This is a genomic window from Lentzea sp. NBRC 102530 (assembly GCF_030269365.1).
GTDB lineage: Bacteria > Actinomycetota > Actinomycetes > Mycobacteriales > Pseudonocardiaceae > Lentzea.
On record NZ_BSTF01000001.1, the window covers coordinates 18,937 to 44,761 of the forward strand.

At 70.0% G+C, this 25,825-nt stretch carries 27 protein-coding genes; 20 read left to right on the forward strand and 7 right to left on the reverse strand.

Features of this window, described 5'->3' with window-relative positions:
- Positions 1-7: 7 nt before the first annotated feature.
- Positions 8-1,114 (forward strand): sensor histidine kinase, encoded by a 1,107-nt coding sequence (locus QSK25_RS00095; RefSeq protein ID WP_285630517.1) that lies wholly within the window; start codon positions 8-10, stop codon positions 1,112-1,114.
- Positions 1,111-1,755, forward strand: a complete 645-nt coding sequence (locus tag QSK25_RS00100) for a response regulator transcription factor (protein ID WP_285630520.1) — start codon at positions 1,111-1,113, stop codon at positions 1,753-1,755. Before QSK25_RS00095 ends, QSK25_RS00100 begins: the two co-directional genes overlap by 4 nt.
- Here QSK25_RS00100 and QSK25_RS00105 read toward each other — a convergent pair.
- Both QSK25_RS00105 and QSK25_RS00110 read right to left on the reverse strand, forming a co-directional pair.
- Positions 1,745-3,313: a penicillin-binding transpeptidase domain-containing protein gene (locus tag QSK25_RS00105; protein WP_285630523.1), complete on the reverse strand. Its 1,569-nt coding sequence runs from the start codon at positions 3,311-3,313 to the stop codon at positions 1,745-1,747. The two genes, QSK25_RS00100 and QSK25_RS00105, sit on opposite strands and share 11 nt — an antisense overlap.
- Before the next feature lie 79 nt (positions 3,314-3,392).
- Positions 3,393-4,133 carry an SIS domain-containing protein gene (locus QSK25_RS00110; RefSeq protein WP_285630526.1) on the reverse strand — a complete coding sequence of 247 codons (741 nt, stop codon included), beginning with the start codon at positions 4,131-4,133 and terminating at the stop codon, positions 3,393-3,395.
- A gap of 94 nt (positions 4,134-4,227) precedes the next feature.
- Here QSK25_RS00110 and QSK25_RS00115 point away from each other — a divergent pair, with 94 nt between their 5' ends.
- On the forward strand, positions 4,228-4,410 hold the full coding sequence (locus QSK25_RS00115) for a hypothetical protein (protein WP_285630529.1): 183 nt from the start codon (positions 4,228-4,230) through the stop codon (positions 4,408-4,410).
- Between the two features lie 34 nt (positions 4,411-4,444).
- On the opposite strand, the gene QSK25_RS00120 is transcribed toward QSK25_RS00115, so the two are convergent.
- Genes QSK25_RS00120 through QSK25_RS00130 form a run of 3 tightly spaced genes read right to left on the reverse strand, consistent with a single transcriptional unit; the run spans position 4,445 to position 6,413 of the window.
- The gene (locus QSK25_RS00120) at positions 4,445-4,996 is read right to left on the reverse strand and encodes a YwqG family protein (RefSeq protein WP_285630532.1); all 552 of its coding nucleotides are present in this window, start codon (positions 4,994-4,996) and stop codon (positions 4,445-4,447) included.
- 9 nt (positions 4,997-5,005) lie between these two features.
- A complete protein-coding gene (locus tag QSK25_RS00125) occupies positions 5,006-5,578 on the reverse strand; it encodes a nucleotidyltransferase family protein (RefSeq protein ID WP_285630534.1) in 573 nt (190 codons plus the stop codon).
- Between the two features lie 10 nt (positions 5,579-5,588).
- Positions 5,589-6,413, reverse strand: coding sequence for an alpha/beta fold hydrolase (locus QSK25_RS00130; RefSeq protein ID WP_285630536.1), 825 nt, complete (start codon positions 6,411-6,413; stop codon positions 5,589-5,591).
- Positions 6,414-6,485: 72 nt separating this feature from the next.
- On the opposite strand from QSK25_RS00130, the gene QSK25_RS00135 reads away from it, so the two are divergent.
- From QSK25_RS00135 to shbA, 5 genes are all read left to right on the forward strand, one after another.
- Complete coding sequence (locus QSK25_RS00135) at positions 6,486-7,175, forward strand: alpha/beta hydrolase (protein WP_285630539.1); 690 nt, start codon at positions 6,486-6,488, stop codon at positions 7,173-7,175.
- Positions 7,168-8,406, forward strand: coding sequence for an NAD(P)/FAD-dependent oxidoreductase (locus tag QSK25_RS00140; RefSeq protein WP_285630542.1), 1,239 nt, complete (start codon positions 7,168-7,170; stop codon positions 8,404-8,406). The genes QSK25_RS00135 and QSK25_RS00140 overlap by 8 nt, the downstream gene beginning before the upstream one ends.
- A complete protein-coding gene (locus tag QSK25_RS00145; protein WP_285630545.1) occupies positions 8,403-9,083 on the forward strand; it encodes a DUF1365 domain-containing protein in 681 nt (226 codons plus the stop codon). Before QSK25_RS00140 ends, QSK25_RS00145 begins: the two co-directional genes overlap by 4 nt.
- Complete coding sequence (locus QSK25_RS00150) at positions 9,080-10,306, forward strand: SAM-dependent methyltransferase (RefSeq protein ID WP_285630548.1); 1,227 nt, start codon at positions 9,080-9,082, stop codon at positions 10,304-10,306. Before QSK25_RS00145 ends, QSK25_RS00150 begins: the two co-directional genes overlap by 4 nt.
- Before the next feature lie 128 nt (positions 10,307-10,434).
- Positions 10,435-11,142 (forward strand): RNA polymerase sigma factor ShbA, encoded by a 708-nt coding sequence (gene shbA, locus QSK25_RS00155; protein ID WP_285630551.1) that lies wholly within the window; start codon positions 10,435-10,437, stop codon positions 11,140-11,142.
- On the opposite strand, the gene QSK25_RS00160 is transcribed toward shbA, so the two are convergent.
- Positions 11,143-12,357, reverse strand: coding sequence for an MFS transporter (locus tag QSK25_RS00160; protein WP_285630554.1), 1,215 nt, complete (start codon positions 12,355-12,357; stop codon positions 11,143-11,145).
- 49 nt (positions 12,358-12,406) lie between these two features.
- On the opposite strand from QSK25_RS00160, the gene QSK25_RS00165 reads away from it, so the two are divergent.
- From QSK25_RS00165 to QSK25_RS00215, 11 genes are all read left to right on the forward strand, one after another.
- Positions 12,407-13,441 carry a carbohydrate kinase family protein gene (locus QSK25_RS00165; protein WP_285630556.1) on the forward strand — a complete coding sequence of 345 codons (1,035 nt, stop codon included), beginning with the start codon at positions 12,407-12,409 and terminating at the stop codon, positions 13,439-13,441.
- A gap of 121 nt (positions 13,442-13,562) precedes the next feature.
- Positions 13,563-15,659 (forward strand): transglycosylase domain-containing protein, encoded by a 2,097-nt coding sequence (locus tag QSK25_RS00170; protein ID WP_285630559.1) that lies wholly within the window; start codon positions 13,563-13,565, stop codon positions 15,657-15,659.
- Positions 15,660-16,135: 476 nt separating this feature from the next.
- Complete coding sequence (locus tag QSK25_RS00175; RefSeq protein WP_285630561.1) at positions 16,136-16,927, forward strand: M23 family metallopeptidase; 792 nt, start codon at positions 16,136-16,138, stop codon at positions 16,925-16,927.
- 117 nt (positions 16,928-17,044) lie between these two features.
- On the forward strand, positions 17,045-18,445 hold the full coding sequence (locus QSK25_RS00180; protein ID WP_285630564.1) for an AMP-binding protein: 1,401 nt from the start codon (positions 17,045-17,047) through the stop codon (positions 18,443-18,445).
- Positions 18,442-19,167, forward strand: coding sequence for an SDR family NAD(P)-dependent oxidoreductase (locus QSK25_RS00185; protein WP_285630567.1), 726 nt, complete (start codon positions 18,442-18,444; stop codon positions 19,165-19,167). Before QSK25_RS00180 ends, QSK25_RS00185 begins: the two co-directional genes overlap by 4 nt.
- A 128-nt stretch (positions 19,168-19,295) precedes the next feature.
- On the forward strand, positions 19,296-20,780 hold the full coding sequence (locus QSK25_RS00190; protein ID WP_285630570.1) for an HAL/PAL/TAL family ammonia-lyase: 1,485 nt from the start codon (positions 19,296-19,298) through the stop codon (positions 20,778-20,780).
- Entirely contained in the window at positions 20,777-21,535 is a 759-nt protein-coding gene (locus tag QSK25_RS00195; protein WP_285630573.1) for a 3-methyl-L-tyrosine peroxygenase-related protein, read from the forward strand. The genes QSK25_RS00190 and QSK25_RS00195 overlap by 4 nt, the downstream gene beginning before the upstream one ends.
- Before the next feature lie 13 nt (positions 21,536-21,548).
- Positions 21,549-22,205, forward strand: a complete 657-nt coding sequence (locus QSK25_RS00200) for an O-methyltransferase (RefSeq protein ID WP_285630576.1) — start codon at positions 21,549-21,551, stop codon at positions 22,203-22,205.
- Between the two features lie 59 nt (positions 22,206-22,264).
- Positions 22,265-23,215 (forward strand): LLM class F420-dependent oxidoreductase, encoded by a 951-nt coding sequence (locus QSK25_RS00205; RefSeq protein ID WP_285630579.1) that lies wholly within the window; start codon positions 22,265-22,267, stop codon positions 23,213-23,215.
- 2 nt (positions 23,216-23,217) lie between these two features.
- Positions 23,218-23,787, forward strand: a complete 570-nt coding sequence (locus QSK25_RS00210; protein WP_285630582.1) for a TetR/AcrR family transcriptional regulator — start codon at positions 23,218-23,220, stop codon at positions 23,785-23,787.
- A 13-nt stretch (positions 23,788-23,800) separates the two neighbouring features.
- Complete coding sequence (locus tag QSK25_RS00215; RefSeq protein ID WP_285630585.1) at positions 23,801-24,319, forward strand: hypothetical protein; 519 nt, start codon at positions 23,801-23,803, stop codon at positions 24,317-24,319.
- On the opposite strand, the gene QSK25_RS00220 is transcribed toward QSK25_RS00215, so the two are convergent.
- Positions 24,306-24,755, reverse strand: a complete 450-nt coding sequence (locus tag QSK25_RS00220; protein WP_285630588.1) for a peroxiredoxin — start codon at positions 24,753-24,755, stop codon at positions 24,306-24,308. The genes QSK25_RS00215 and QSK25_RS00220 overlap by 14 nt on opposite strands.
- Before the next feature lie 31 nt (positions 24,756-24,786).
- Between QSK25_RS00220 and QSK25_RS00225 the strand changes: the two genes are divergently transcribed.
- A complete protein-coding gene (locus QSK25_RS00225; protein WP_285632902.1) occupies positions 24,787-25,698 on the forward strand; it encodes a LacI family DNA-binding transcriptional regulator in 912 nt (303 codons plus the stop codon).
- Positions 25,699-25,825 lie beyond the last annotated feature (127 nt).

The following is a 25,825-nucleotide window of genomic DNA, read 5'->3' on the forward strand; positions in this document are numbered from 1 at the left end:
ACAGCGGATGAGCATTCCGGTGGCGCGGTGGCCGTACGTCCTGCTGGCGTTGCCGGCCGCCGCCACGACGCTCGACCACCGGCCGGAACCGGCAGAACTCCTGCTGTGCGCGGGAGTCGCGGCCTGGCTCGCGGCCGGTATGACGCTGAGATGGCGGCACCAATGGGTTTTCGCCGCGGGACTCGTCGTCCTCACCGGGGCGCTCGTGGTGCTCAACCCGTTGTTCGGGTTCCTCACGCCGCTCCCGTACGTCTACGTCTTCCGCACCATCGCGTTCCCGTGGCAGCCGGTGGCGGTGGCCACCGTCGCGGCCGTCGCGGGCACCGCGCAGGCGTACGGGATCGACAAGTCCACGCTCGGCGGCGTCGCCGTCTGGGTCGCGGTCATGGCGGGCAACGCGATACCGATGTGTGCCTACGCGTTCGTCGCGCGCAAGGCCGAGCAGCAGGAGGCGGAACGCGCCCAGCTCCTCGCCGACAACGTCGCCCTGCAGGAACAACTCCTCGCCCAGGCGAGGGAAGCCGGTATCCGCGAGGAACGGCAACGCATGGCGCGCGAGTTCCACGACACGCTCGCGCAGGGGCTGACCGGCATCGTCAGCCAGCTCCGCGCGGCCGACGACCAGACGTGGGCACGGCACGTGCGGGCCGCCACCGACCTCGCCCGCGAGAGCCTCGACGAGACGAGGCGCTCCTTCGAGGCGCTGCGGCCCGAACCGTTGCGCACCGCGAGGCTGACCGAGGCGCTCACGAACGTCGCGGGCCGGTGGTCACAACTCCACGACGTCGAGGTCAGCGTCACCACCACCGGTGACACCAGGCCGATCGCGCCCGAAGCCGAGTTCGCCCTGCTCCGAGCCGCCCAGGAGGCCCTCGCGAACGTCGCGCGGCACGCGAGGGCGAGCAGGGTCGGCGTGACGCTGTCCTACCTGGAGAACGAGGTGGCGCTCGACGTCCGCGACGACGGCCGCGGGTTCGACAAGATCCCCGCGAACGGCTTCGGGCTCGAAGCGATGCGGCAACGCATCGAAGGTCTGAAGGGCACCGTGCAGATCGAGTCGGAACCCGGCGGCGGCACCGGGGTGTCCGCCCGCGTGCCGCTGGAGGTGCGGTGATCAAGGTCCTGGTCGTCGACGACCACCCCGTCGTCCGCGACGGTCTCACCAGCATGTTCGCCCAGGACCCCGGCTTCGAGGTCGTCGGCGAGGCGGCGGACGGCGCGGAGGCCGTGCGCAAGACCAGGGCGCTCCAGCCCGACGTCGTGTTGATGGACCTGCGCATGCCCGGCACCGACGGCCTGGCCGCGACCAGGGAACTCGCCGGCACCGCGCACGTGCTCGTCCTCACCACCTACGACAACGACGCCGACGTCGTGGCCGCGATCGAGGCCGGCGCCACCGGCTACCTGCTCAAGGACGCCCCGCGCGACGAGCTCGTCCGTGCCGTGAAAGCCACCGCGCGAGGCGAAGCCGTGCTCGCCCCGGCAGCGGCCGCGCTCCTCATGAAACGGGTGCGCGCCGAAGCGGCCCCGGTGCTCAGCCGGCGCGAACTCGAGGTGCTCGAGTGCGTCGCGGCCGGGGCGACGAACCGCGACGTCGCCCGAGGCCTGTTCATCACCGAGGCCACCGTGAAGTCCCACCTGCTCAACATCTACGCCAAGCTGGAGGTGGGCGACCGGGCCGCGGCGGTCACCGAAGCGTTCCACCGCGGTCTGCTGGTCCCCGGCAGGAAACCAGCCCGCGACGTCAGCCCGTGAGGAACGCCGCCGCCGCGTTCTGCGCGCTCGCCGACGAGCCGCCCTTCTCGACGAGAACGGCGAACGCCACGTCGTTCTGGTAGCCCACGAACCAGCCGTGCTCGTCGCCGCCACCCGCCTCGGCGGTGCCGGTCTTGCCCGCCAGGCCGGGGATCCCGGCCAGCTGCTTCGCGGTTCCGGACGTCACGACCTCGCGCATCATCGCCCGCAACGGCGCCAGCACCCCGGCGGGAGGACCGGCCGCCACGTCGTTCGCCTCGGTCGCCTTGCCGCGCATCAGCGTCGGCGTGGGAGCCCGGCCGGAGGCCACGGTCGCGGCCACCACGGCCATGCCGAACGGGCTCGCCATCACGTTGCCCTGCCCGAAGCTGTTCTCCACCTGCTGGTCACCGGTCGCGGCGGGCACCTTGCCGGTGTTGGTCTCCGCGCCGGGGATCGTCCAGTCGGCACCCAGTCCGAACCGCTTCGCCATGTCCGGCAACGCGTTCGGCGCCAGCTTCGAGCCCAGCTCACCGAACGTCGTGTTGCACGACAACGCGAACGCCGTGTGGAACGGCAGGCTGTCGTGCCCGAAGCCCGCGTTGCTGATCGTGCGGGTGCCGATGGTCGCCTTGGCCGGGCACGGCACGGCGGTGCCGGACTGGACCAGGCCCGCGTTCATCGCCGCCGCGGCCGTGATGATCTTCATCGTCGAGCCGGGGGCGTAGCGGCCGACGAACGGGTTGGTGCCCGCGAGCGCCTTGTTCTGCGCCACGGCCAGGATCTCGCCGGTCGAGGGCTGGATCGCGACGATCGCCGCGCCCTGCGGCACCGCGTCCACCGCCGCCTGGGCCTTCGCCTGCCGGGCCGCGTCGATGGTGACGGTGATCTTCTGGCCCTGCTGCGCGTCCTTGCCGAACAGCCGGGTGAACGCGCCACCCGCGGTGATGCCGACCTCCCAGCCGTCGACGCCCGCGACGTCGCCGACCGTGCCGGTGATGGTCTGGTACAGGCCGTCCGGGATGGTGCCCTGCGTCAGCGGGCTGCCGTCGCGGCCGAGCAGCGCGCCCTCCGCGACCGCCTTGCGGAACGTCAGGAAGGCGCCTTCGGTCAGCTGCGGGTGCACGATCGTCGGCACCCAGTGGACCTTCCAGGCACCGTCGACGCGGACCATCGGGATCTTCACGTCGTACGCCAGCGGCGTGGCGCTCGGCATCGACCAGCTGAGGCTCGCGTCGAGCTCGGTCGCGTTGTCGTCAGCGGCCGGCGTCGGGCCGACCGTCGAGACCGTGGCGCGGAACGCCGAGTTGCCCATGCCGGTCCTGGTGGCCTCCAGGGCCTTGGTCGCCGCCTCCGGCGCGTCGGTGAACACCGCCGCGCTCGCCGGGCCCGACATGGCCCTGGTGAGGAACGACGACGCCACCTGCGCCGGCGTCTCGGCCGCCTTCGTCGGCAGGTCGTCGGCGACGACGACGACGTTCCTGCTGCCCGACCACAGGAACACGCCCCCCACGACGACGATGGCCGTCGTGGCGAGCGCGCCGCTGATCAGGACCCATCTGCGCGTCTTCTGTTCCACCGTTTCTCTTCCCCCAGGTGAGTGCTTCCCCGGTGGGAGACTAACGGTGGACGACTGACAGGCGACTGAGGATTTCTACCTATCCGAGCTGGGGAACGCGGGTTTGGTAATGGCGCAGCATGTCGGCGTTCGCCGCGTCGCCGCCCTCCACGTTCGCGCTGCGCCACAGCGGCAGTTGCACACCCGACTCGGCCGCCTTGTCGTGCAGGCGCACCATCAGCAGGTTCCACAGGAACGTCGTCGCGACCGTGGAGATCGCCGCCGTCACCGGGGCCTCGGCGGGGTAGGTCGAGTCGCCGGGCGGCACCAGGTTGTCCAGCACGACCGTCGCGACCTCGGCCAGCGTCACGCCGGCGCGGCGCGGGGCCTGCGCGCTCGACGCCACCGACGTCACGGCGACGACCGGGCAGCCCTTGCTCGCGGCCTGCTGGGCCAGTTCGACGGGGTAGTGGTTGACGCCCGAGGTGGAGAAGACGAACAGCACGTCGTGCGGCGCGAGCCCGGACTCGCCCAGCACCTCGGCCGCGAGGCCGGACCGGCGTTCGGCGGACGTGCTGCTGATCGCGCCGTGCATCGGCAGCAGTTCGGGGTGGTAGACGGGGCGGACGCAGGCGAGGCCGCCCGCGCGGTAGAAGGTCTCGGCGACCGCCGCGAGCGAGTGCCCCGCCCCCGCGGTGAGGAGGAGGCCGTCGGCCTGGACGGCGGCCAGCACGAGTTCGGCCACGTCGTCGAGAGCGGCCGCGTTGTGCTGTTCCACGCGCGTGAGGTGCGTGCGCACGAGGTTGCCGTAGTCGGACCCGGTCACGGTGTCGGTCGTCATGCGGGTCAGTAGTACCCGATTGCAGATGACCTCACCAGTAACCCGAGCACCACAAACCTCGATACGCGCGATGAAGGGACTTCCGCGGACGGGGGTGGGTTGGATCAGACGGCACTTCTACTTCTGGGTGGTGCTGGTCGCCGTCTTCACGGCGGCGGGCGCCACGAACATCGCGCTGGCGATCACCTACTCCGAGCTGTGGCCGGTGTGGGTGGCCCTCGCGCTGCTCGTCGTCGCCGGCGGTTGCGCGCGTGCGGCGGTCCACGCCCGTCCTTGAGCGCGGTGCGCACCCGCGACGAGCTCGGCGGCCGTCAACGCTGCCAGACGAACGCTGCTTCTCCGCAGGGCCTGCAGTGGAAGACGTAACCCCGGCCGCCGCCGCCGAAGTTGATCGCGGTCGAGTGGTCGTGCCCCTCTTCGAGCTGGGCCGTGAACGTCATGCGGGTGGCGCAGGACGGGCAGGCGGGCGTCTCGTCGTGTTGCCACCAGTCGGGTTCACCACCCAGCTTCCCGAGAACGGACTCCTCGTCCCGCTCGTCGGCGGAGTGCGGACGCAGGGCGGTCACCGCGTCGAGCAGCGCCACCCCCTCGGCGGGGACGACGGCCGGCGAGAGCGGACCGGCGAACAGCAGGGCCCGGTTGGCGCCGCCCGCGGCGTCCCAGCCGTCGCACATGCCGGGGTCGTTCTGGCACAGGAACACCGCGACCGCGCCGAGGTCGAGAGGCAGATGTGCGAGGAACTGCATGGCCCCGCCGCATTCGCGGCACAGCGGCCACGCGAACCCCTCCGGGACGAGCGGCACCCCACCCGTGCGCGGAACCGGTGCGTCGGCGGCGACTTCCCCGCCGTGGACCAGGAGCATGGTCACAGCCTAGGCGCCGGTGTGCCGCGTGAGGTCCTGAGGCCTGTCGACGTCCACGCCGTCCGCCACGTCAGCGCAGTCGACCAGGCGGACGGTGTTGGCTTTCAGGTAGTCCCGCGCCCCCTGGTCACCCGCCGCCGACGCCACGACGCCCGGGAAGTGGTCCGAGCCGATCAGCACCGGATGCCCGATCTCGCCGTCGTAAGTGGCACGGGCGAGAGCCTTCGGTTCGGCCAGCGCCATCAACCGGTGCAGCGCCTCGACCGTGACGCCCGGGGTGTCCACGGGCAGCACGACCACCGCGTCCGCCATGCCGACGGCGTGCAGGCCGGTGCGCAACGACGAGCCCATGCCGGTGGCCCAGTCGGGGTTGTCGACGACGGCCACTCCGGCGAGCACGGCCTGTTCACGCACGTCAGCGGCCTGTGCGCCGAGCACCACGACGACGGGGTCGCAGCCGGCGGCTCTGAGCAGTTCGGCGGCGGAGTCCACGAAGAGCTTGCCGTGCAACGACACGAGCGCCTTCGGGGTGCCGAACCGGCGTCCGGCCCCCGCGGCGAGCAGCAGACCGGCCACGCGCATGGCTCTGAGGCTAGTTGAGGTTCTCCAGGATCAACGAGGAAGCCGCCTCCGGGATCTCCTCGGGGATCCAGTGGCTCACGTCCTCGACCATCTCGAACCGGTACGGCCCGGTGCACCACTTCTCGGTCTCGAACGCCGCCGTCGACCCGAACGCGACGTCCTCGGTGCTCCACACGTACATGGTCTTGACGCTGACCTTGTCCGCGGCGCCGTGCGGCTTGCCCGCCCGGTACCAGTTCAGCGCCGCCGTGAGCGCGCCCGGTTCGGAGAGGCGTTGCAGGTACTCGTCGAGGTGCGAGGGCCGGATCTTCCACTCGAACATCTGCTTGAGCACCTGGCCGTTGTTCTCCAGCATCCGCCGCTCGGTGCTGCGCTCGCGCCAGTCCGTCATGTACTGCGAGCGCAGGGCCTGGTCCTCGTCGGTCTGCAGCGCCGTCTTCAACGCGCCGGGGTGCGGCGTGGAGAACACGGTGAGCGTGCGCAGCCTCTCGGGGTGTTCGATCGCGGTCCACCACGCGACGGCGCCGCCCCAGTCGTGGCCGACCAGGTCGAACGTCGTCCAGCCCAGCGCGTCGGCCATCGCGATCACGTCGCCGACGAGGTGCGTGACCGTGTACTCGGACGCCTGCTCCGGGCGCACGCCGGGGGAGTAGCCGCGCTGGTCGGGGGCGACGGCGCGGAAGCCGTTCACGCCGAGCACCGCGACCTGGTGCTCCCACTCGAGGGCGGCCTCGGGGAACCCGTGCAGCAGCAGCACCGGGCGGCCGTCCTCCGGGCCGGACGCGATGGCGTCGAAGGAGCCTGCCTCGGTCTCGATGCTGATGTGCTCGATCACTTTTCGCACCCTACCGGTGTGACCTGGCTCTCAACGGCCGAGCCGAAAAGCGTGGCCTCACGAACATCAAGTGTGCATCCGCAGGTAGACGTCGCGACACCGCAGGGCGGTACGAACGCCGTTGTGCTCGTGCTGCACGGCGGCCGTGAACACGGCCTCGAACCCGTCCGGCGGCACAACCTCGCCTACTTGAGGATGGTGCCGCTGGCCAGGGCGTTGCGCGCGCCCGGCGTCGAGGTCTGGACCCTGCGCTACCGGGTGCGCGGCTGGAACGCGCCGAGCCTCGACCCCGTCAAGGACGCGCGGTGGGCGCTCGACCGGATCACCGAACAGCACCCCGGCGTGCCCATCGTGCTCGTGGGGCACTCCATGGGCGGACGGACCGCACTGCGCGTGGCCGGTCATCCGGGCGTGGTGGCCGTGTGCGCGCTCGCGCCGTGGTTGGTGCCCGGCGAGCCGTACGAGCAGTTGAGGGGCAAGGCGCTGCTCATCGCGCACGGCGACCAGGAGCGGATGACCGACCCGGCGAAGTCGCTCGCGTTCGCGCGGCAGGCCAAGACCGTCACGGACCGGGTGGCGCGGTTCAGCGTCGTCGGGGACGGGCACGCGATGCTCAAGCGGGCGCGTGACTGGACCCGGCTCGTCGTGTCTTTCGTCCACGGTGAGCTCGGGCTCGAACCGGTGGCGCCCGACATCGCGAATGCCATGCGGGAGGCCTCGCCGCGAGGCCTCGACGTGCCTTTGGGAGGCTCGCGTGGCTGAGGTCGCCGTCATCGGAGCAGGGGTTGCCGGGCTCACGGCCGCATACGTGTTGCAACGCAGGCACGACGTGACGTTGTTCGAGGCCGACGACCGGCTCGGCGGGCACGCGCACACGCACGACATCGGCGGGGTCGCCGTCGACTCCGGGTTCATCGTCCACAACGAACGGACCTACCCGAACCTGATCAGGCTCTTCCGCGAGCTCGGCGTGTCCACTCAGGACTCCGAGATGTCGATGAGCGTGCGCTGCGACGGCTGCGGGCTGGAGTACGCGGGCGCGAAGAAGCTGCCCGGGTTGTTCCCGACGTCGGCGAACGTCACCAACGGCCGCTACCTGCGGATGCTCGCCGAGGTCACCCGGTTCTACAAGCACGCGCAGCGCGTCCTGGACCACGAGGAGGCGCACGACGTCACGCTCGGGGCGTTCCTCGCGATCGGCGGGTACTCGCGCTACTTCGTCGACCACTTCATCATCCCGCTGGTCAGCGCGGTGTGGTCGTCCGGTGCGGCGCTGAGCATGAAGTACCCGGCGTGGTACCTGTTCGAGTTCCTCGCGAACCACGGGATGCTCGCCATCGGCGGCACGCCGCAGTGGAAGACCGTCGTCGGCGGCTCGCGCACGTACGTCGAACGCGCCGTGAAGGGCCTTAACGCCGTGCACGTCGGCACCCCTGTCAAGGCCGTCACGCGCAACGGCGGTGGCGTCGAGATCCGCGATCACAACAACGTCCTGCACACGGCGGACCACGTCGTCATCGCCACGCACCCGGACCAGGCGCTCGGGCTCCTCGCGGACCCGACGCGCGAGGAGAAGGAGGTGCTCGGCGCGTTCCAGTACTCGCGCAACGAGACGTGGCTGCACACCGACGCCTCCATCCTGCCGCGCACGAGCGGCGCGCGGGCGTCGTGGAACCTGTACAAGCGGGCCTGCCGGGAAGCCGACGGCCAGGTGCTCGTCAGCTACCACATGAACCGGCTGATGCGGCTCGGCGGCGACCGCGACTTCGTCGTCACGCTCAACCCGCACGACGTGAACCCCGACCGCGTGCTTGCGAAGATGGTCTACGAGCACCCGATCTACACCCCCGACTCCGTTGCGGCGCAACGCCGTCTGCCCGAGATCAACACCTCGTCCACCGCCTACGCCGGCGCGTACCACGGGTGGGGCTTCCACGAGGACGGCTGCGCGTCCGGCGTGCGCGCGGCCCGGCACTTCGGGGTCGACTGGTGATCTACGACGTCCTCATCACGCACCAGCGCCGCGAACTGATCGACCGGTCGTTCAGCCACCGCGCGTACATGTGGCTGGTCGACCTGGACGGGTTACCGAGCCTGCCGTGGTGGGCGCGGCCGTTCGCGAAGTTCGAGGCCCGCGACCACCTCGGGTCGCCCGCGAAGACCATCCGCGAGAACCTCGACGAGTGGCTGGCCGAGCGCGACATCGACCTCGGCGGCGGGCAGGTCCTGATGCTCGCCAACGCGCGCGTGCTCGGGTACGTCTTCAACCCGCTGTCCGTGTACTGGTGCCACGACGCGTCCGGCGACCTCGTGTGCGTGGTCGCGGAAGTGCACAACACGTACGGCGGACGGCATTGCTATCTGCTGCGCACCGACTCGCAGGGCCGTGCGTCGGTGGACAAGGAGTTCTACGTCTCGCCGTTCCTGGAAGTCGACGGGCACTACGTGATGAAGATGCCCAAGCCGGGAAACCAGCTGTCCGTGACCATCGCGTTGCGGCAGAACGGGAAGACGACCTTCAGCGCGACGATGAAGGGCGAGCGCAGTTCGGGGCTGCGCATGCTGCTCCGCCGTCCGCTGATGCCCCAGCGCGTGTCCGCGCTGATCCGCCGTCATGGCATTGCCCTCTACCTGAGGCGAATTCCGATCATCCCCAGGAGTGATGGATGAGCACGTTGTCCTTGCCCCGTCCGAACCAGGGCATCTGGCCTGGGCTCTTCACGGCGCCACGCTCGCCCATGCGCGCGCGGATCGCCGAGTCGCTGTTCCGCAACGCCGTGCGCTCGTTGCCCGTGACCGTCGAGCTGCCCGACGGCCGCACGTGGGGCGCGGGCGGACCGGTCATGCGGCTGGTGCGGCCCGAGGCGTTCTTCCACCGGCTCGGCGCGGACGCCAAGATCGGCTTCGGCGAGGCCTACATGGTGGGCGACTGGGAGGCCGAGGACCTCGCGGGCGTGCTCGCGGCGTTCGCGGCCCGGCTCTCCACGCTCATCCCACCCGGCCTGCAGCGGTTGCGCCGGCTCGCCGAGCGCAGGCAGACCGAGGTCAACGACGTCGCCGGGTCGCGGCAGAACATCCACCGGCACTACGACCTGTCGAACGAGCTGTTCGGGGTGTTCCTCGACGAGACGATGACGTACTCGTCGGCGTTGTTCGAGGGCGCGGACACCGACCTGCACACCGCCCAGCTGCGCAAGATCGACGGCGTGCTCGACTACGCGGGCGTCCGCTCCGGCTCCCGTGTGCTGGAGATCGGCACGGGCTGGGGCGCGCTCGCCATCCGGGCCGCCCAGCGCGGCGCCACCGTCACGTCGCTGACCATCTCCGCCGAACAGCGCAAGCTGGCGTTGGACCGGGTGAGGGACGCCGGCCTCCACGATCGGGTGACGGTCGAGCTGCGTGACTACCGTGAGGAGCACGGCCGGTACGACGCCGTCGTCAGCGTCGAGATGATCGAGGCGGTCGGTGCCGAGTACTGGCCCGAGTACTTCTCGATGCTCGACCGCGTGCTCGCCCCCGGCGGCCGCGTCGGCCTCCAGGCGATCACCATGCCGCACGACCGCATGATCGCGAGCAAGGCCAGCTACACCTGGATCCACAAGTACATCTTCCCCGGCGGGCTCATCCCGTCGGTGCGGTCGATCGAGGAGTCGGTGCGCGACCACACCCGGCTCGAGATCGTCGAGTCGCGGTCGTTCGGCCTCGACTACGCCGAGACCCTGCGGCGCTGGCGCGACACGTTCCTCACCCGTTGGGACGAGGTCCGCGACCTGGGCTTCGACGACACGTTCCGCCGGATGTGGGAGTTCTACCTCGCCTACTCGGAGGCCGGTTTCCGGGTCGGATACCTGGGAGTCCAGCAATTCGGCATGGCCGAAAGACTGGGCCATTAGGACCACCTTCTGCCCCAAAAGGGTGCTGGTACCCCCACCCGACTGGACTTCGTGGTCCTCTTGGAAGCAGGCGGTATCAAACGGCTCGCTGCGGTCTCTTCTTCAGTGAAGCCCCTAGTGTCGCTGTAGTGGAGGAGGTCGCCGGGATGGTCATGCCCACAGCCGTGCGGTCCGGTGGCGGTGTCGACGTCCTCGCTCCCGAGGAGGTCTGGAACCAGCCAACGGTGCCCATGCGCCGTCGGGTGCCGAGCCAGGCACCGGTCACCAACCAGTGGCTGGCCGAGGCCGAGTTCACCGACCTCGTCGACGCCGCGCTGGCCGGAGACAGACGGGCGGTCGAGCACCTGCTCGGCCGCATCCAGCCGCTGATCGTGCGCTACTGCCGCGCACGGGTCGGCGGCCGCGAACGCACGCTGGTGTCGGCCGAGGACATCGCGCAGGAGGTCTGCGTGGCCGTCCTCGGCGCACTGTCGAAGTACCGCTACGAACCGGGTTCGTTCCTGGCGTTCGTCTACGGCATCGCCGCGCACAAGGTGGCCGACGCCCGCCGCCGCGCCGTCCGCAACCGCGCCGAGGTCGTGCCGGAACTGCCGGACTGCCCGTCGCTGGAAGCCGGTCCCGAACAGCACGCGGTCAACGGCGAGATGCTCGCCCAGGTCACGCGCCTGCTGCACAAGCTGCCGGCCCGCCAGCGCGAGATCCTCGTGCTGCGGGTGGCCGTGGGCCTGTCCGCCGAGGAGGTCGCGCTGGCCGTCGCGTCCACCCCCGGTGCCGTGCGGGTGGCGCAGCACCGGGCGCTCAACCGGATGCGGGAGATGATCGCCGAGGAGGGCTGATCACCTCCCGCTCTCGTGCGGGAGCTCGCTCCGAGCGGAGGTGCTCAGCTCCGTGAACGCGGCCACCAGCGCCGTCACGAGGATCAACGCGCCGAACGCGAGCAGGGCGGCCGCGCCACCCACCGTGCCGGCCAGGAACCCGCCCAGCGCGGGCGAGACCGGGGTCAGCACCCGCGCGGCGAGCGTGGAGACCGCGTCCAGGCGTCCCATCATGTCCGGGGGCACCAGCACCGACTGCACCGCGGACACCGACACGTTGATCAACGGCGTGACGACCGCGGTGACCGCCAGCGGCACGAACGGCCAGAACACGCCGAACGGCAGCGCCATGGCGAGGGTGCAGACGCCGAACACGGTCAGCACGGCGATCATCAGCGGGCCGGGCGCGAGCGTGACCCTGGGCGCGAGCAGCGAACCGAGGACGCCGCCGACGCCGATGCCCGCGATCACCAGGCCGGTGTCGAGGCTGCTGCCGCCGCGGTCCGCTACCAGGGCGAACACCGGCAGCATCGACGCGCCGCCGAGCAGGTTCAGCACCAGGAAGACGACCGTGAGGTTGCGCAGGCCGGTCTGCCGCCACAACCAGCGGCCCGCGTCCTTCAGGTCGTGCCGCATGCGTTGGCGGGGTTTCGCCGCGGTGCGGGCGGGGATCTTCGCGAACCAGGCACAGGCCGCGGCGACGGCGTAGGTGAGCGCGTCCACCACGAACGGGAGCGAGCGCCCGGCGGCCATGAGCAACGCCCCGAGCGGCGGCCCCGCCACCCGTGCCGCGTGACCGCGCGCCTCCTCCTGGGCGTACGCGTGGGTGAGTTGCTCCGGCGGCACGACGGCCTGGATCGCGCTGGTGCGGGCCGGGCTCGCGAACGCCGTGCAAACGCCGTCGACGACCGCCAGAACCACGAACACGAACAGACAGGAGTGACCGGTGAGGATGGCGGCGGCCAGCAGCGCCGCGACGGCGGCTTGCACGGACTGGCTCCACACCAGGGTCCGGCGGCGGTCCCAGCGGTCCACCCACACGCCCGCCGGCATCAGCGTCAGCAGCAGAGCGGCGGCCCGCGCGCCCGCGATCACGCCGGGCAGCAGGTACGAGCCGGTCAGCGCGACGACCAGCAGCGGCATCGCCAGCGTGGTGATCGTCGTGCCGAGCTGTGAGACGGCGCCGCCGAACCAGAGCAGCTGGAACTGCGCGTTTTTCCTGAGTGTGACCCCCATGCGCCGTTTCTAACGCATGATCACGGTCCACGGGTGGCAAGGTTTACGCATGGCTGATCAGGACACCGCCTTCGACGTGCTGCTGACCGGCACCGTGTTCCTCGACATCATCTTCACCGGCCTGCCGCGCCCACCGGCCCCCGGCACCGAGGTGTGGTCCGAGGGGCTCGGGTCGTGCCCCGGCGGCATCGCGAACCTCGCGGTGGCGTTGCGCAGGCTCGAGCTGAAGACGGCGCTCGCCGCCGCGTTCGGGGAGGACGCGTACGGCGACTTCTGCTGGGACGTGCTCGCGGACCAGGAGGGCGTCGACCTCTCCTACTGCCGTCGCTTCTACGGCTGGCACTCGCCGGTGACGGTCAGCATGGCGATGGAACACGACCGCAGCATGGTCACGCACGGGCACAAGGCACCCATCACGGCTGATGACCTCTTCGCGCCGCCGCCGTCGGCCAAAGCGTGTTTTGTGCACATCCAGGCAGAAGACGAGCAATGGGTGCGCACGGCCAAGCAGAACGGGGCGAAGCTCTTCGCCGACATCGGCTGGGACCGCACCGGCGCGTGGTCACCCGAACTGCTGCGCCGGCTCGACGGCTATGACGTGTTCCTCCCGAACCACGTGGAGGCACAGGGCTACACCCGCACCGACACCCCGGAGGCCGCCGCGCGCAAGCTCGCCGAGCACGTGCCCGTGGTGGTCGTCACACGCGGCGGCGGGGGAGCGGTCGCCGTCGACAGCGCGACCGGCGAGTGCGTGGACGTGCCGGGCCTCAACGTCGCCCCGCTCGACGCGACGGGTGCCGGTGACGTGTTTGGCGCCGGGTTCGTGATGGGCACTCTGGCCGGGTGGCCGCTCGAACACCGGGTGCGGTTCGCGAACCTGTGCGCCGCGCTGTCCGTGCAGCACTTCGGAGGCTCCCTGTCCGCTCCCGGCTGGGGGGACATCGCCGTGTGGTGGCGAACGGTGAGCAGGCGGCCCGACGAAGAGCTGTCGCGTTACGGGTTCCTCGACGACCTGCTGCCCGATCACGCGGGCGTCGAGGTGCGCAGGGCCAGCCCGACGATCGGCCTGCGGCTACTCCGGTAGGTTGAAAACAGTCGATCAGCGGACGCAACCTAACCGGTCTCCCGCGCGACTTAATACGTAGAGAGTCTCTGGGGTTTTGCTCGGAAGGAGTTGCGGGTTGTTCGCCGCACGCGCGTCAGGCTTGGTCAAGTTGCTGGGGTTGTGCCTGACGGCGGGCGTGCTCCTCGCCGCGATGGTGTTCCCGTTCGTCGGAGGTCTCGGGCTCGCGTCCAACCGTGCGGCCGACACGGTCGACCAGACGTCCGGTGATCTCGCGAAGGGTGAGCTGCCTCTCGTCACCACCATCCAGGACAAGGACGGCGTCCCGATCGCCTACCTGTACGACCAGTACCGCATCCCGCTGGAGTCCAAGGACATCTCGGACACCATGAAGCTCGCGATCCTGGCCATTGAGGACAAGCGGTTCTACGAGCACCAGGGCGTCGACTGGCAGGGCATCGCCCGTGCCGCCGCCAAGGCCGGTGTGGACGGTGGGGCGACGCAGGGCGCGTCGACGCTCACCCAGCAGTACGTGAAGAACTACATGGCGTTCGTGCTCGGCGCCGACAACGAGCAGGAGGCCTGGGAGAAGGCCACCGAGGCCACGATCGGCCGCAAGATGCGCGAGGCGCGCGTCGCGTTGCAGCTCGAGCAGCAGATGAGCAAGGACGAGATCCTCACCGGCTACCTGAACATCGTGCCGCTGGGCAACCAGACGTACGGCGTCGGCGCGGCCGCGAAGGCCTACTTCGGCACCACCGCCGACAAGCTGACGGTCCCGCAGGCCGCGCTGCTCGCCGCGATCGCGAACCGCCCGTCGTCGCTGAACCCCGGCGCGTCGCCCGAGAAGGCGCTGGAGCGGCGCAACATCGTGATCGACAAGATGCGCGAGAACGGCGCGTTCGGCGCGGACGAGAACGAGGCCAAGAAGAAGGCCGACGAGTACAAGGCGACGGGCCTGGAGATCGTCCCGGACCTGCAGATCCTGCCGAAGGGCTGCGTCGGCGCCGGTGACGGCCCGATCTACGGCTTCTTCTGCTCCTACCTCCTCGATTACCTGCGCGAGGCGGGCATCACCGACAAGCAGCTGCAGCGCGGCGGCCTGACGATCAAGACCACGCTCGACCAGAAGGCCACCAAGGCGGCCAAGGAAGCGGCCGAGCAGCAGGTGCCGAAGACGCAGCCCGGCGTCTCGAACGTCATGTCCGTCGTCCAGCCGGGTACCGACAAGCACCGCGTGCGCGCCCTCGTCGCCTCCCGCGACTTCGGCAACAACGCCGAACTCGGCCAGGTCGCCCGCCCCGTTCCCGCCGAGGTGCTGCCGTTCGGCCCCGGCTCGGTCAACAAGGTCTTCACCGCCGCCGCGGCGCTCGAGCGCAACGTCATCGGGATCGACAAGCCGATGGACGTCCCGAAGGTCTACTACTCCAGGGTCTACCCCAACGGCGGCGCGCCCTGGAAGGTCGAGAACGCGGGCAACTACGGCGAGAAGATGACGCTGACGCAGGCCCTCGCCCAGTCGCCCAACACCGGGTTCGTCATCCTGCAGGAGAAGGCGGGCCTCAACAACGTCGTCGACATGGCGTACCGCCTGGGCATGCGCGAGACCCTGCAGGGCTCGAACCGCTCCGGCGAGCCCCTGAAGTCGGACAAGTCGAACGGTCCGTCCCAGGGCGACTGGACGAAGCAGAACAACGCGGGTTCCTACACCCTCGGCCCCGGCGCCACGAGCGTGCTGGAACTGGCGAACGTGGCCGCCACCATCGTCTCGAAGGGCACCTGGTGCCCGCCGACGCCGGTGGAACAGGTGATCGACCGCTACGGCAAGCCGATCCCGCTGAAGGAGAAGCCCTGCGAGGAAGCGGTGAACCCGGACCTGGCCGCCTCCCTGGCCCAGGGCATGTCCCACGACACGATCTCCGGCGGCACCGCGGCCGACGCCGCCAGGGCCGCCGGCTGGACCCGCCCGACCATCGGTAAGACGGGCACCACCGAAGAGCACAAGTCGGTTGCTTTCCTGGGCGCGACCCCGCAGTACGCGGGCGCGGCCATGACCTACGCCGACGGCAACAACCCGCAGGTCATCTGCGCCAACCCGAGGATCCAGCTCTGCCCGGGCAGCCGCAACGGCGTCTACGGCGGCCAGGGCGCTGCCCCGACGTGGTTCAACACCATGAAGGTGCTCCACGAGGGCCTGGACGTGGCAGCGCTGCCGCCGGCAGCCGCCCGCTACAAGTAAGCAGCACCGCACGGCCGAAGGGGCCGCCGAACGCCACGCGCGTTCGGCGGCCCTTTGTCATGGGCGGGACCAACGGCTCGCCGAGAACGAAGTCTTTGCGCCCAAATGCAACACCCACCCACCGTGACCGCCACCTGCCCGGAACCCGGCCGTAAACCTTTCACGATAAAGCGACTGACCAGTACAAACACCACGAGCGGCATTGGTCCAAAGCCCGTTATCAACCCGGGGCACGGATCAATCACTCAGAGTGAACAGCAGTGGGCCTAATCACCTGAACACCCAGATGGCTTGCTCAGCTCGGTGACGCGAGGTTACGTTCTGCGCCGCATGTCACGGTTCGATAACCGCAAGGACACGGACCCGCCCCCGAAGCGGTCCAGTTCCACCACCGGGCCCCCGAAGCCCGCAGCCAGGCCCCCCGACGCCAGGCGAAGCGCGGTTAGCCGAACTCCCCCGAGTGCATGGAGGCAGGTTTGGCACGGCATCGTCGTGCGACGGGTCAGCTGGTGGACGTCCTCGCCAGAGTCGACCTGGACCGCAAGAAGGCCGTAGCGGCGGTCGTCGCCGCAGGCGCACTGGCCGGCGCCGGGTTCGCTCAGGCGACCACCAGCGTCACCCCGATGGACCGCATCGTCCCCGTAGCGGCCACGAAGAACCTCGCGGCGGCGATGACCGCGCAGGAGCAGGCGGAAGCCCCGCAGACGATCCACTCCGTCGACACCGGCTCCGAGACGCGCAAGCTGCTGCAGGCCGAGCAGATCCAGGCCCAGTTCCACGTCAAGGAAGCGCTCAAGTCCGCCGAGGCCTCCTACGTCAAGCGCGTCGAGGCCGAGAAGGCCGAGGCGGCGCGCAAGGCCGCCGAAGAGGAAGCCAAGCGGCCCAAGTGCGTCAGGCCCGCCCAGGGCTCGTTCACGTCCGGGTTCGGCGCGCGGTGGGGTACGAGCCACAACGGCATCGACATCGCGAACGCCATCGGCACGCCGATCGTCTCCGTCATGGACGGCACCGTGGTCGAGGCCGGGCCCGCGTCCGGGTTCGGGTTGTGGGTGCGGATCCAGCACGCCGACGGCACGATCACGGTCTACGGGCACATGAACACCATCGACGTGCCGCAGGGCGCGCAGGTGAAGGCCGGGCAGCAGATCGCGACGATCGGCAACCGCGGTCAGTCGACCGGGCCGCACGTGCACTTCGAGGTGTGGGCGCAGGGCGGGCAGAAGATCAACCCCGTGGGGTGGCTGGCCGAGCGCGGCGTGAGTCTGTAAGAACGCCGACACGATCACGGAAAGTGCGAATACTCTCCGAAGACGCCGCCGGGCATGAGGCTCGGCGGCGTCGAGACCGGAGTCGCGCCAGTGATCTACCGCAGCCCCCTGCCGGCGGTGGCAATTCCTGACCGCACTGTCCCCGAGCACGTGCTGGAACACGCACGGCACAACGACGAACTCGCCCTCGTCGACGCCGTCACGGGCGAGTCGCTCACCTACGCCCAGCTCGCCCACCAGGTCCGCAGGACAGCCAAAGGCCTTGTCCGCCAAGGGATCAGGCCGGGCGACACGGTCGCGCTCGTCAGTCCGAACCGGCCGCGGTTCGCCGTCGGGCTGCACGCGATCATGGCCGCGGGCGCGACGGCCGCGCTCATCAACCCGGTGCTGACGCCGCCGGAAGTCGCGCGGCTCAAGGAACTCGCGGGCGTCAGGCTGACGCTCGACCTCGACGACCTGCCCGAGGGCGACGTCGATTCGCTCCCACCGGGAAACCCCGACGCCACGGCGGTCGTGCTTTTCTCCAGTGGCACAACGGGTCTGACGAAAGCGGTCAGGCTCAGCCACCGGGCGCTCGTCGCGAACCTGGAGCAGCACCGGCCCGGCTGGCGCATCGACGCCACCGACGTGCTCGCCGCGAACCTGCCGTTCTTCCACGTCTACGGCTTCGCGATCATCCTCAACTCCGGGCTGCTCGGCGGCGCCAAGCTCGTCACGATGCCCCGCAGCGACACGAGGACGTACCTGCAACGGCTCTCGGATCATCGCGTCACACGGGCGTTTCTGGTGCCACCGCTCGCGGCCGCCGTCGCCGAGCACGACGAACCGGTACCGGAACTCCACCTCAGGCTCGTGCTGTGCGGGGCCGCGCCGCTCGACGAGGACGTCCGCGAACGGGCCGAGCGCAAGTTCGGAGCGCCGCTGCGGCAGGGCTACGGACTCACCGAAGCCGGTGGTACCCACCAGACATTCGACGGTGACGTGGAATCGGACCCGGCGAGCGTCGGCGTGCTCTGTCCCGGTACGGAGGCGCGGATCGTCGCGCCCGGCACGGATGTGGACGCCGAGGAAGGCGAGTTGCTGATCCGCGGCCCGCAGGTCATGGACGGCTACCTGAACGACGAGCGGGCGACGGCCGAGGCGTTCGTGGACGGCTGGTTGCGCACCGGTGACCTGGTGCGAGTCCACAACGGCCGGTTCCACGTGGTGGACCGCATCAAGGAAATGATCAAGTACAAGGGTTACCAGGTCGCACCAGCGGAGCTGGAGGCCGTGCTGCGCCGGCATCCCGAGGTGCGGGACGCAGCCGTGATCGGTGCGCCCGATCGGGTTAACGGCGAGATCCCGAAGGCCTTCGTGGTCACGGAAGGCGACGTCACGGCGGACGAGTTGATGATCTACGTGGCGGCGGAGGTGGCGCCCTACAAGAAGATCCGCCAGGTTGAGTTCGTGCGAGAGATACCGAGGTCCGTGTCCGGCAAGATCCTCCGTCGCCTGCTCAAGAACTCCGACCGGTGAGGGTTCTGGTCACGGGCGGAGCCAAGGAGCTGGGCAGGGCGTTCTGCGAGGCCCTTGGCGCGCAAGGACATCAGCTCGTCATCACCGGACGCGACGAGCAGGCGCTCGACCGGGCCGGAGCGGACTTCAGGGCCAGGGGAGTGGACGTCGAGACGCACGTCGCGGACCTGGGCGACCCGCACGCGACCGGGAAGCTCGTCGAGAGCCTCGGAAACATCGACGTCCTGGTCAACAACGGCGCGCTCGGCGGCCCGGTCGGTCCGACGTGGGAGGTCGACGAGACCGACTGGTGGCGCACGTTCGAGGTGAACCTGCGCGGCACCGCGTTCGCCGCCAACGCCGCGATCCGCACCATGTCGAGCGGCCGGATCATCAACGTGATCAGCAACGCCGGTGTGCACCGATGGCCTTACGTCACGGCGTACTCCGTGTCGAAGGCGGCCGTGATCAAGCTGACTGAAAACCTCGCGGTCGAACTCAAGCACCGCCCGATCGCCGTGCTGAGCTACGACCCGGGGATGGTCGACATCGGCCTGATGCGCCGCGGCGCCGACATGGAATCCGATGACCCGCACCAGCAACGCATCTCGACGTGGGCGAGATCTCAGCGCGCCGCGGGCAGGTTCACCCCGGTGGAGCAGTCCGCCGATCTTTTGGCCCGAATCGTGAGCGGAGAGTTCGATCACCTCTCCGGTGGCTTGATCACGCCCGCGCACCGTTGAGAGATTTTTCCTCACCCACTGCGTACATAAGGCTCTTCCTCTCCGACCGGTCAACGGGGATCGTCGCGAGTGGCTCCCCCCATAACCCTTCAGGAGGCGTCGTGCCTGTCGGAACTTCTTCTGCTGCCTTGACTCTGGCGGTACACCTCGAACCCTCCCACCTCGAACTGGCCCGCGATCCGCTGCACGTCGAACTTCCCGCACAGGTGCGCGAGCGGGTCGCACGCTGTCGCGAGTTCGTGCTCGAAGTGAGCACGTCCGGACGCTCCATCTACGGTGTCACAACGGGTTTCGGCCCGATGGTCGAGTTCGAGGGCCGTTCGGACGGTGCCGGGCAGAGCGACAACACCATCCTGCACCACATCGTCGGTCACGGTGAACTGCTGCCGCCCGCCGTCGCCCGTGCCGCCGTGCTCGCGCGGCTGTTCTCCTTGGGGCAAGGGCGATCCGGAGTGTCCGAGCAGGTCATGGACTCGCTGACTGCCATGCTGGACACCGCATTCGCCCCAGCAGTACCACGTTTGGGGTCAGTCGGTGCGAGCGGTGATCTACAACCACTGGCCTATGTGGCCCATGCGTTGCGCGGTGACGGGAACGCGTTCTTCGGTGATCAGCTCCTGCCTGCCGGGGAAGCGCTCACACGAGCGGGCCTGCCGAAGATCGTTCTCGACGGCCGCGACGCGCTCGCGTTGGTCAACGGGGTGTCCGTCACGGCGGCCGTTCTCGGACTCGCTGTGGCGCAGTCGGTTCGCGCGCGCCGCACCGCGGAACTGTTGTCCGCCTTGATGACCGACGTGCTCGGCTGCGGCACCGAGTTCACGTCGGTTGGACTACTGGCGGCGTTCGGGCATCCGGACGTCGCTGAAACGGGTGCGTCCATCAGGTCATGGCTTGCCGGCAGCACGCCGTCGGGAAACCGTCCCCTGCAAGAGCCTTACAGCATCCGGTGCACGCCTCAGCTGATCGGCGCGGCCGGCACGAGCGTGCGGCACGCGGACGAGGTCGTGCGCCGCGATCTCAACGGCGTGAGCGACAACCCGCTGTTCTTCCCGGAGACCGGCGAGGTCGTGCACGGCGGCAACTTCTTCGGCCAGCCCAGCGCCTTCGCCGCCGACCAGCTCAACGTCGCCCTCGTGCAGCTGGGCAACCTGGCCGAACGCCAGCTCGACCTGCTGGTGGACCCCCACCGCACCAACGGGTTGCCGCCGATGCTGAGCCCCGCCCCCGGCCGGCACCACGCGATCCAGGGCGTCCAGCTGTGCACCACCGCCACCGTCGCGGCGATGCGCAGGGCCGCCGCGCCCGCGTCGACCCAGAGCCTCCCGACCAACCTGCACAACCAGGACGTCGTCCCGTTCGGCACGCAGGCCGCCCTCACCGCGCTCGACCAGGCGAAGCTCCTGCGCTACCTGCACGCCGCGCTCGCCGTCGGCCTGCGCCAGGCCGTGCACGTCGGCGCGCGCCGTCCGCAGGCACCGAGGCTCGCCGCGGTGTTCGACGCGCTCGCCGCCGAGGTGCCGCCGATCGTGCAGGACCGGCCCCTCGACGTGACGCTCGGCCGGGTGGCGGACGTCCTGGACCAGCTCGTGTCCGAAGTGGAGGGTCAACGATGAGCGCACCCGCCTGCGTCTCCACCTGGGGTCACGCCTGGGTGGACCTGCCCGTCCTGCGGCTGCCGATGCCGGACGTCGACCTGATCCCGTGCACGAGCGGCTGTTTTCGCACTCCCATCACCATCAGCACGCCGGGCGATCCGGTCGAGCGGGCCGTGCACCGGTGGTTCCTGGGGCACCAGGGAGCGTTTCTCGTCTGGAAGTTTCTTTCGGATTCACTCGATCGGTTGATACGTGAGCCGGATTCGCGGTCAGTGCGCCTCGCTGCGCTTGGATACGACGCGTACTCGGTGATGCTCGCCTATTCGGGCAGTTGTTCCCGTGAGGTGTACGAGGACGTCATCCGGCCGATGATGGTGACGTTCGACCCGGCGTTCAGCGGGAAGTGGGCGCGTGACTACGAGCCACTGCCCGGGAAGTTGCGCCGGGCGCGTGCCGCTCTGGGACCCGTGGCGGCCGAACCGCTCTTCTCCGCGAGCAAGGCGAACCAGATGGCGCACATCGAGGTAATGCGCAGACTCGTCCCTGGCGGCCCGTCGCTGCTGCGGGAGGCGGGGCGGGCACGCATGTCGACCACCGACGACGAGCGCGCGAGGTTCGACGAGTTCTTCCTGGTCAGCCGCGAGAACGTGTGCGACAGCCGCTACCGCGCGCATCGGGCCGCGATTCTGTCCGCGATCGGCCAGGACCTGGTGGAACACCCGCTGAACCCCGAGTGCGGAGAGACACTCAGGACGTTCACCACCCGACTATGAGAGAAGGCCGCGCGTGAACGACTTCAAGACCGTGGTCATGACCCCGCAGATCTACCGCTACGTGCGTGAACAGGCAGGTCAGCCGACCGCCGTGCAGGAGAAGCTGATCGCCCGCACCGCCGAGCTCGGCGACTCGGCGGAGATGCAGATCCCGCACGAGCAGGCGGTGCTGCTGTCCCTGCTGGTCAAGCTGACCGGCGCGCAGACCGTGGTCGAGGTCGGCACCTACACCGGGTACTCCACGCTGGCGTTCGCGCAGGCGCTCCCCCCGTCCGGCAAGGTCGTCACCTGCGACCTCTCGACCGAGTGGACCGTCATCGCCGAGGAGGCGTGGCAGGCGGCGGGCGTGCGGGACAAGATCGACCTGAGGATCGGCCCGGCCGCGCAGACCCTGGCCGCGCTGCCCGAGGAACCGGTGATCGACCTGGTGTTCATCGACGCGGACAAGGTCGGGTACGTGCACTACTGGGACCTGCTCGTGCCCCGCGTGCGGCAGGGCGGACTGCTGCTCGCCGACAACACGCTCTACTACGGCGAGGCGGCCGACGAGCAGCCGGAGGGCAACGCCGCCGCGATCGACGCCTTCAACAGGTTCGTGCGCACCGACTCGCGCGTCGAGTCGGTGCTGGTGCCGATCGCGGACGGCCTGACCATGGCCCGCAAGAAGTGAGGTTGTGAGCATACCGACCGGTCGGTAGGGTGCACTCCAAGTCAAGCTTGGAGGCGTTCATGGCTCGTTGGGGTATCACGCTGCCGCTGATCGGTGTGCCGGTGCTGGAGCACCGCGCGCTGGTGTCCGAGCTCGCCGGGCTCGGCTACACGGACGTGTGGTCGGCCGAGACGACCGGCACCGACGCGTTCACGCCGCTCGCCCTGGCCGCGCAGTGGTCGGACGAGCTGCGGTTCGGCCCGGCGATCGCCCCCGTCTACACCCGTGGACCGGCGACCCTGGCGATGACCGCCGCGACGCTCGCCGAGGTGACCGGCGGGCGGTTCGTGCTGGGCATCGGCTCGTCCTCGCCCGCGATCGTGCAGCGCTGGAACGCGATCCCGTTCGAGGAGCCGTTCAAGCGCACCCGCGACACCCTCCGGTTCCTCAAGGCCGCGCTGGCGGGGGAGAAGGTCAGCGCCGACTACGACACGTTCTCCGTGAAGGGCTTCAAGCTCGAGCGCCCGCCCGCCGAGCGGGTGCCGATCATGCTCGCCGCGCTGCGCCCGAACATGCTGCGCCTGGCCGGACGCGAGGCCGACGGCGCCATCACGAACTGGCTCGCCGCCTCCGACGTCACCCGGGTGCGTTCGGAGCTGGGCGACGCCGAACTCGCCGCCCGGATCTTCGTCTGCCCGACCGAGGACGCCGACGCCGCGAGGGCCCTGGGCCGCATGCTGATCAGCACCTACCTGACCGTGCCCGCCTACGCGGCGTTCCACGACTGGCTCGGCCGCGGCGACGTGCTGCGCCCGATGCACGAGGCGTGGGCGGCGGGCGACCGCAAGGCCGCCTCGAAGGCCATCCCGGACGAGGTCGTGGACGCCCTGGTCGTGCACGGCTCGCTCGACCAGTGCCGCGATCGCGTGGCCGAGTACCAGGCGAACGGCGTCGACACCCCGATCATCGCGCTCCTCCCGACCGGCGGTGACCAGGTCGAGCAGGTGCGCGCGCTGGCACCGAAGAGGTGACCGTGGCCGGCGCGACCGAGCAGAAGATCATCGACACGGCCGTGCGGCTGTTCGCGTCGCAGGGCTACGACGCGACCTCGGTGCAGGAGATCGTCAACGCCGCCGGCATCACCAAAGGCGCGCTGTACCACTACTTCCGCGCCAAGGACGACCTGCTGTTCGAGATCTACCGGCTGCTGATCACGTCCCAGGCCGCCGACATGGACCGGATCATCGCCCTCGGCCTGCCCGCGGGCGAGACGATCCGCGAGATCCTGGCGTCCCTCGTCGTCTCGACGGCCGAGCGGGTCGACGAGACGGCGGTGTTCGTCCGCGAGCTGCACCGGCTCGGCGAGGACCGGATGGCCGACTTCCGCGCCGAACGCCGCCGCTACCACGAGACGTTCCTCGCGGTCGTGGAGAAGGGCCAGGCCGACGGCGAGTTCAGCTCGCAGGTGCCCGCGGACACGGTCGTGCGGATCGCGCTGGGAGTCGTGAACCAGCTGCCGATGTGGTTCCGCCCGGACGGCCAGAAGACACCGGCGCGACTGGCCGGGGAGATCGCCGACTTCGTGCTGGCCGGCTTGCGGTAACGACGGGCCGGGCATGATCGACGTCCTGGACGAGGGGGTCATCATGTCGCACCAGCCACCGGAGTACGGGCTCGCGCCGCCGTTGCACGAGGTCCGCAAGTCTCGGAAGGGTCCGTGGATCGCGTTCCTCGTCGTCGCGCTCGTCGCCGTCCTGGCGGCGCTCTACGGCGGCCAGGCGTTCGAGTCGGCGCGGGAGTTCGCCGAACCGGACGTCACGGAGGTGTCGCTCGTCCCGGTGTCGTCGCCCGCCGCGCCGGCCGGGCAGGTCGTCGTGTTCGAGGTGACCGGCACCGGCAAGGCGTTCACCATCACCGCGACCGCCGGTTCCTCCGTGCAGACCGAGATGAACGTGACCCTGCCGTGGACGACCACGATCAGCGTGGCCGCCGGGAAGGCGAAACCCGTGACGCTCACGGTGGTCGCCGGCGCGGACGGGGCCGAGGTGTACGGCAAGTACACGATCGAAGGCGTGGCCGTCCGCGACGGCAAGGCGTCCGGGCCCTACGGCGTCCTGACGATCACCGACTCCTGAGCGCTTCCAGGGCCTTGTCCGCGTGGGAGTTCATCGAGAACTCGCTCTTGACCACCTCGATGATCTCGCGGTCCGTGCCGATCACGAACGTGTGCCGCTTGACCGGCGTGATGCCGAACCGCCGCTTCACCCCGAACCCGTCGGCCACCGCCCCGTCGACGTCGGAGAGCAGCGGGTAGTCGAAGCCGTTCACGTCCGCGAACTGCTTCTGCTTCGCCACGTCGTCCATCGAGATGCCGACGCGCTGCGCCCCGGCCTCGGCGAACTCCCGGGCGAGGTCGCGGAAGTGGCAGCTCTGCGCGGTGCAGCCGGACGTCATCGCGGCGGGGTAGAAGAACAGCACGACGGGCCCGTTCTCCAGCAACGCGGACAGCGTGCGCGGGGTGCCGTCCTGGTCGGGCAGGGTGAAGTCGGGGGCGAGGTCGCCGGGCTTCATGGATCTCCAATACGCTCGGGCCGTGACCAGCATGTCCGACGTGGCCAAGGCCGCAGGGGTGTCCGCTGCGACCGTATCGCGCGCCCTGCGTGGCGAACCGGGCGTGTCCGAGGCGACGCGGCAGCACGTGAGCGAGATCGCGCGCCGGATGAAGTACGCGATCGCGCGCGACGCCTCCTCTTTGGCCGGTGGCCGCCGGTACGCGATCGCGGTGCTCACGGCCGAGGTCAGCCCCGTGCTCGCGGGCGCGGAGGGCGCGCTGCGGCAGGCCGGGTACGACGTGCTGCTGTACGTCCTCGGTGACGCCGCGGCACGGGCGAAGTTCTTCGAGGAACTGCCTCTGGGACGCCGGGTGGACGGTGTGCTGCTGCTGTCGATGTCCTTGTCCGAAGGGGAGCAGACGGCGCTGGAGACGTTGGAGGTCCCGCACATCACCGTGGACGACACGGACCTGCGGCACGCGTTGCGGACCGCCGTGACGCACCTGCGCACGCTCGGCCATCGGGACGTGGCACTGGTGCTTTCGGACGGTGTGGACGAGTCGTACGACGAGATCCTGGCCGAGGCCGGCCTCGACGTCCGTCCGGAGTGGACGGTGTGGTGCTCGCCCACGGTGGACGGCGGCGAGCAGGTGGTCGACGTGCTGCTCGACGGCGAACGGCTGCCGACCGCGGTGATCAGCTCGAACGGCGCCGCGGCCGTGGGGATCTTCCTGCGCATGCAGCGGGACGGGCGCGCGGTGCCGGAGGAGGTGTCGATCGTGTCGCTGGACGGGCAGGAGCTCACCCGCGTGGTCGGGCTGACCGCCGTCGAGGGCGCCGCGAAGGAACAGGGGGAACGGGCGGTCGCCGACCTGTTCACGGTGATCAGGGGCGGCGAGGTCGAACCGGCCGAGCACCCGCTGCGGCTGGTGGTCAGGAACTCGAGCGGGCCCGCGAGCTGACGAACCGCAGCCGGCCGGGCTCGTCGCCGTCGGGCAGCGCGACCAGTTCGCCGACGTGGGTTCGCTGCCGGCACGGTGCGAAGGTGCTCTCCAAGTGCCGTGGACGGGTACGGGTCGTGTCGCCCTT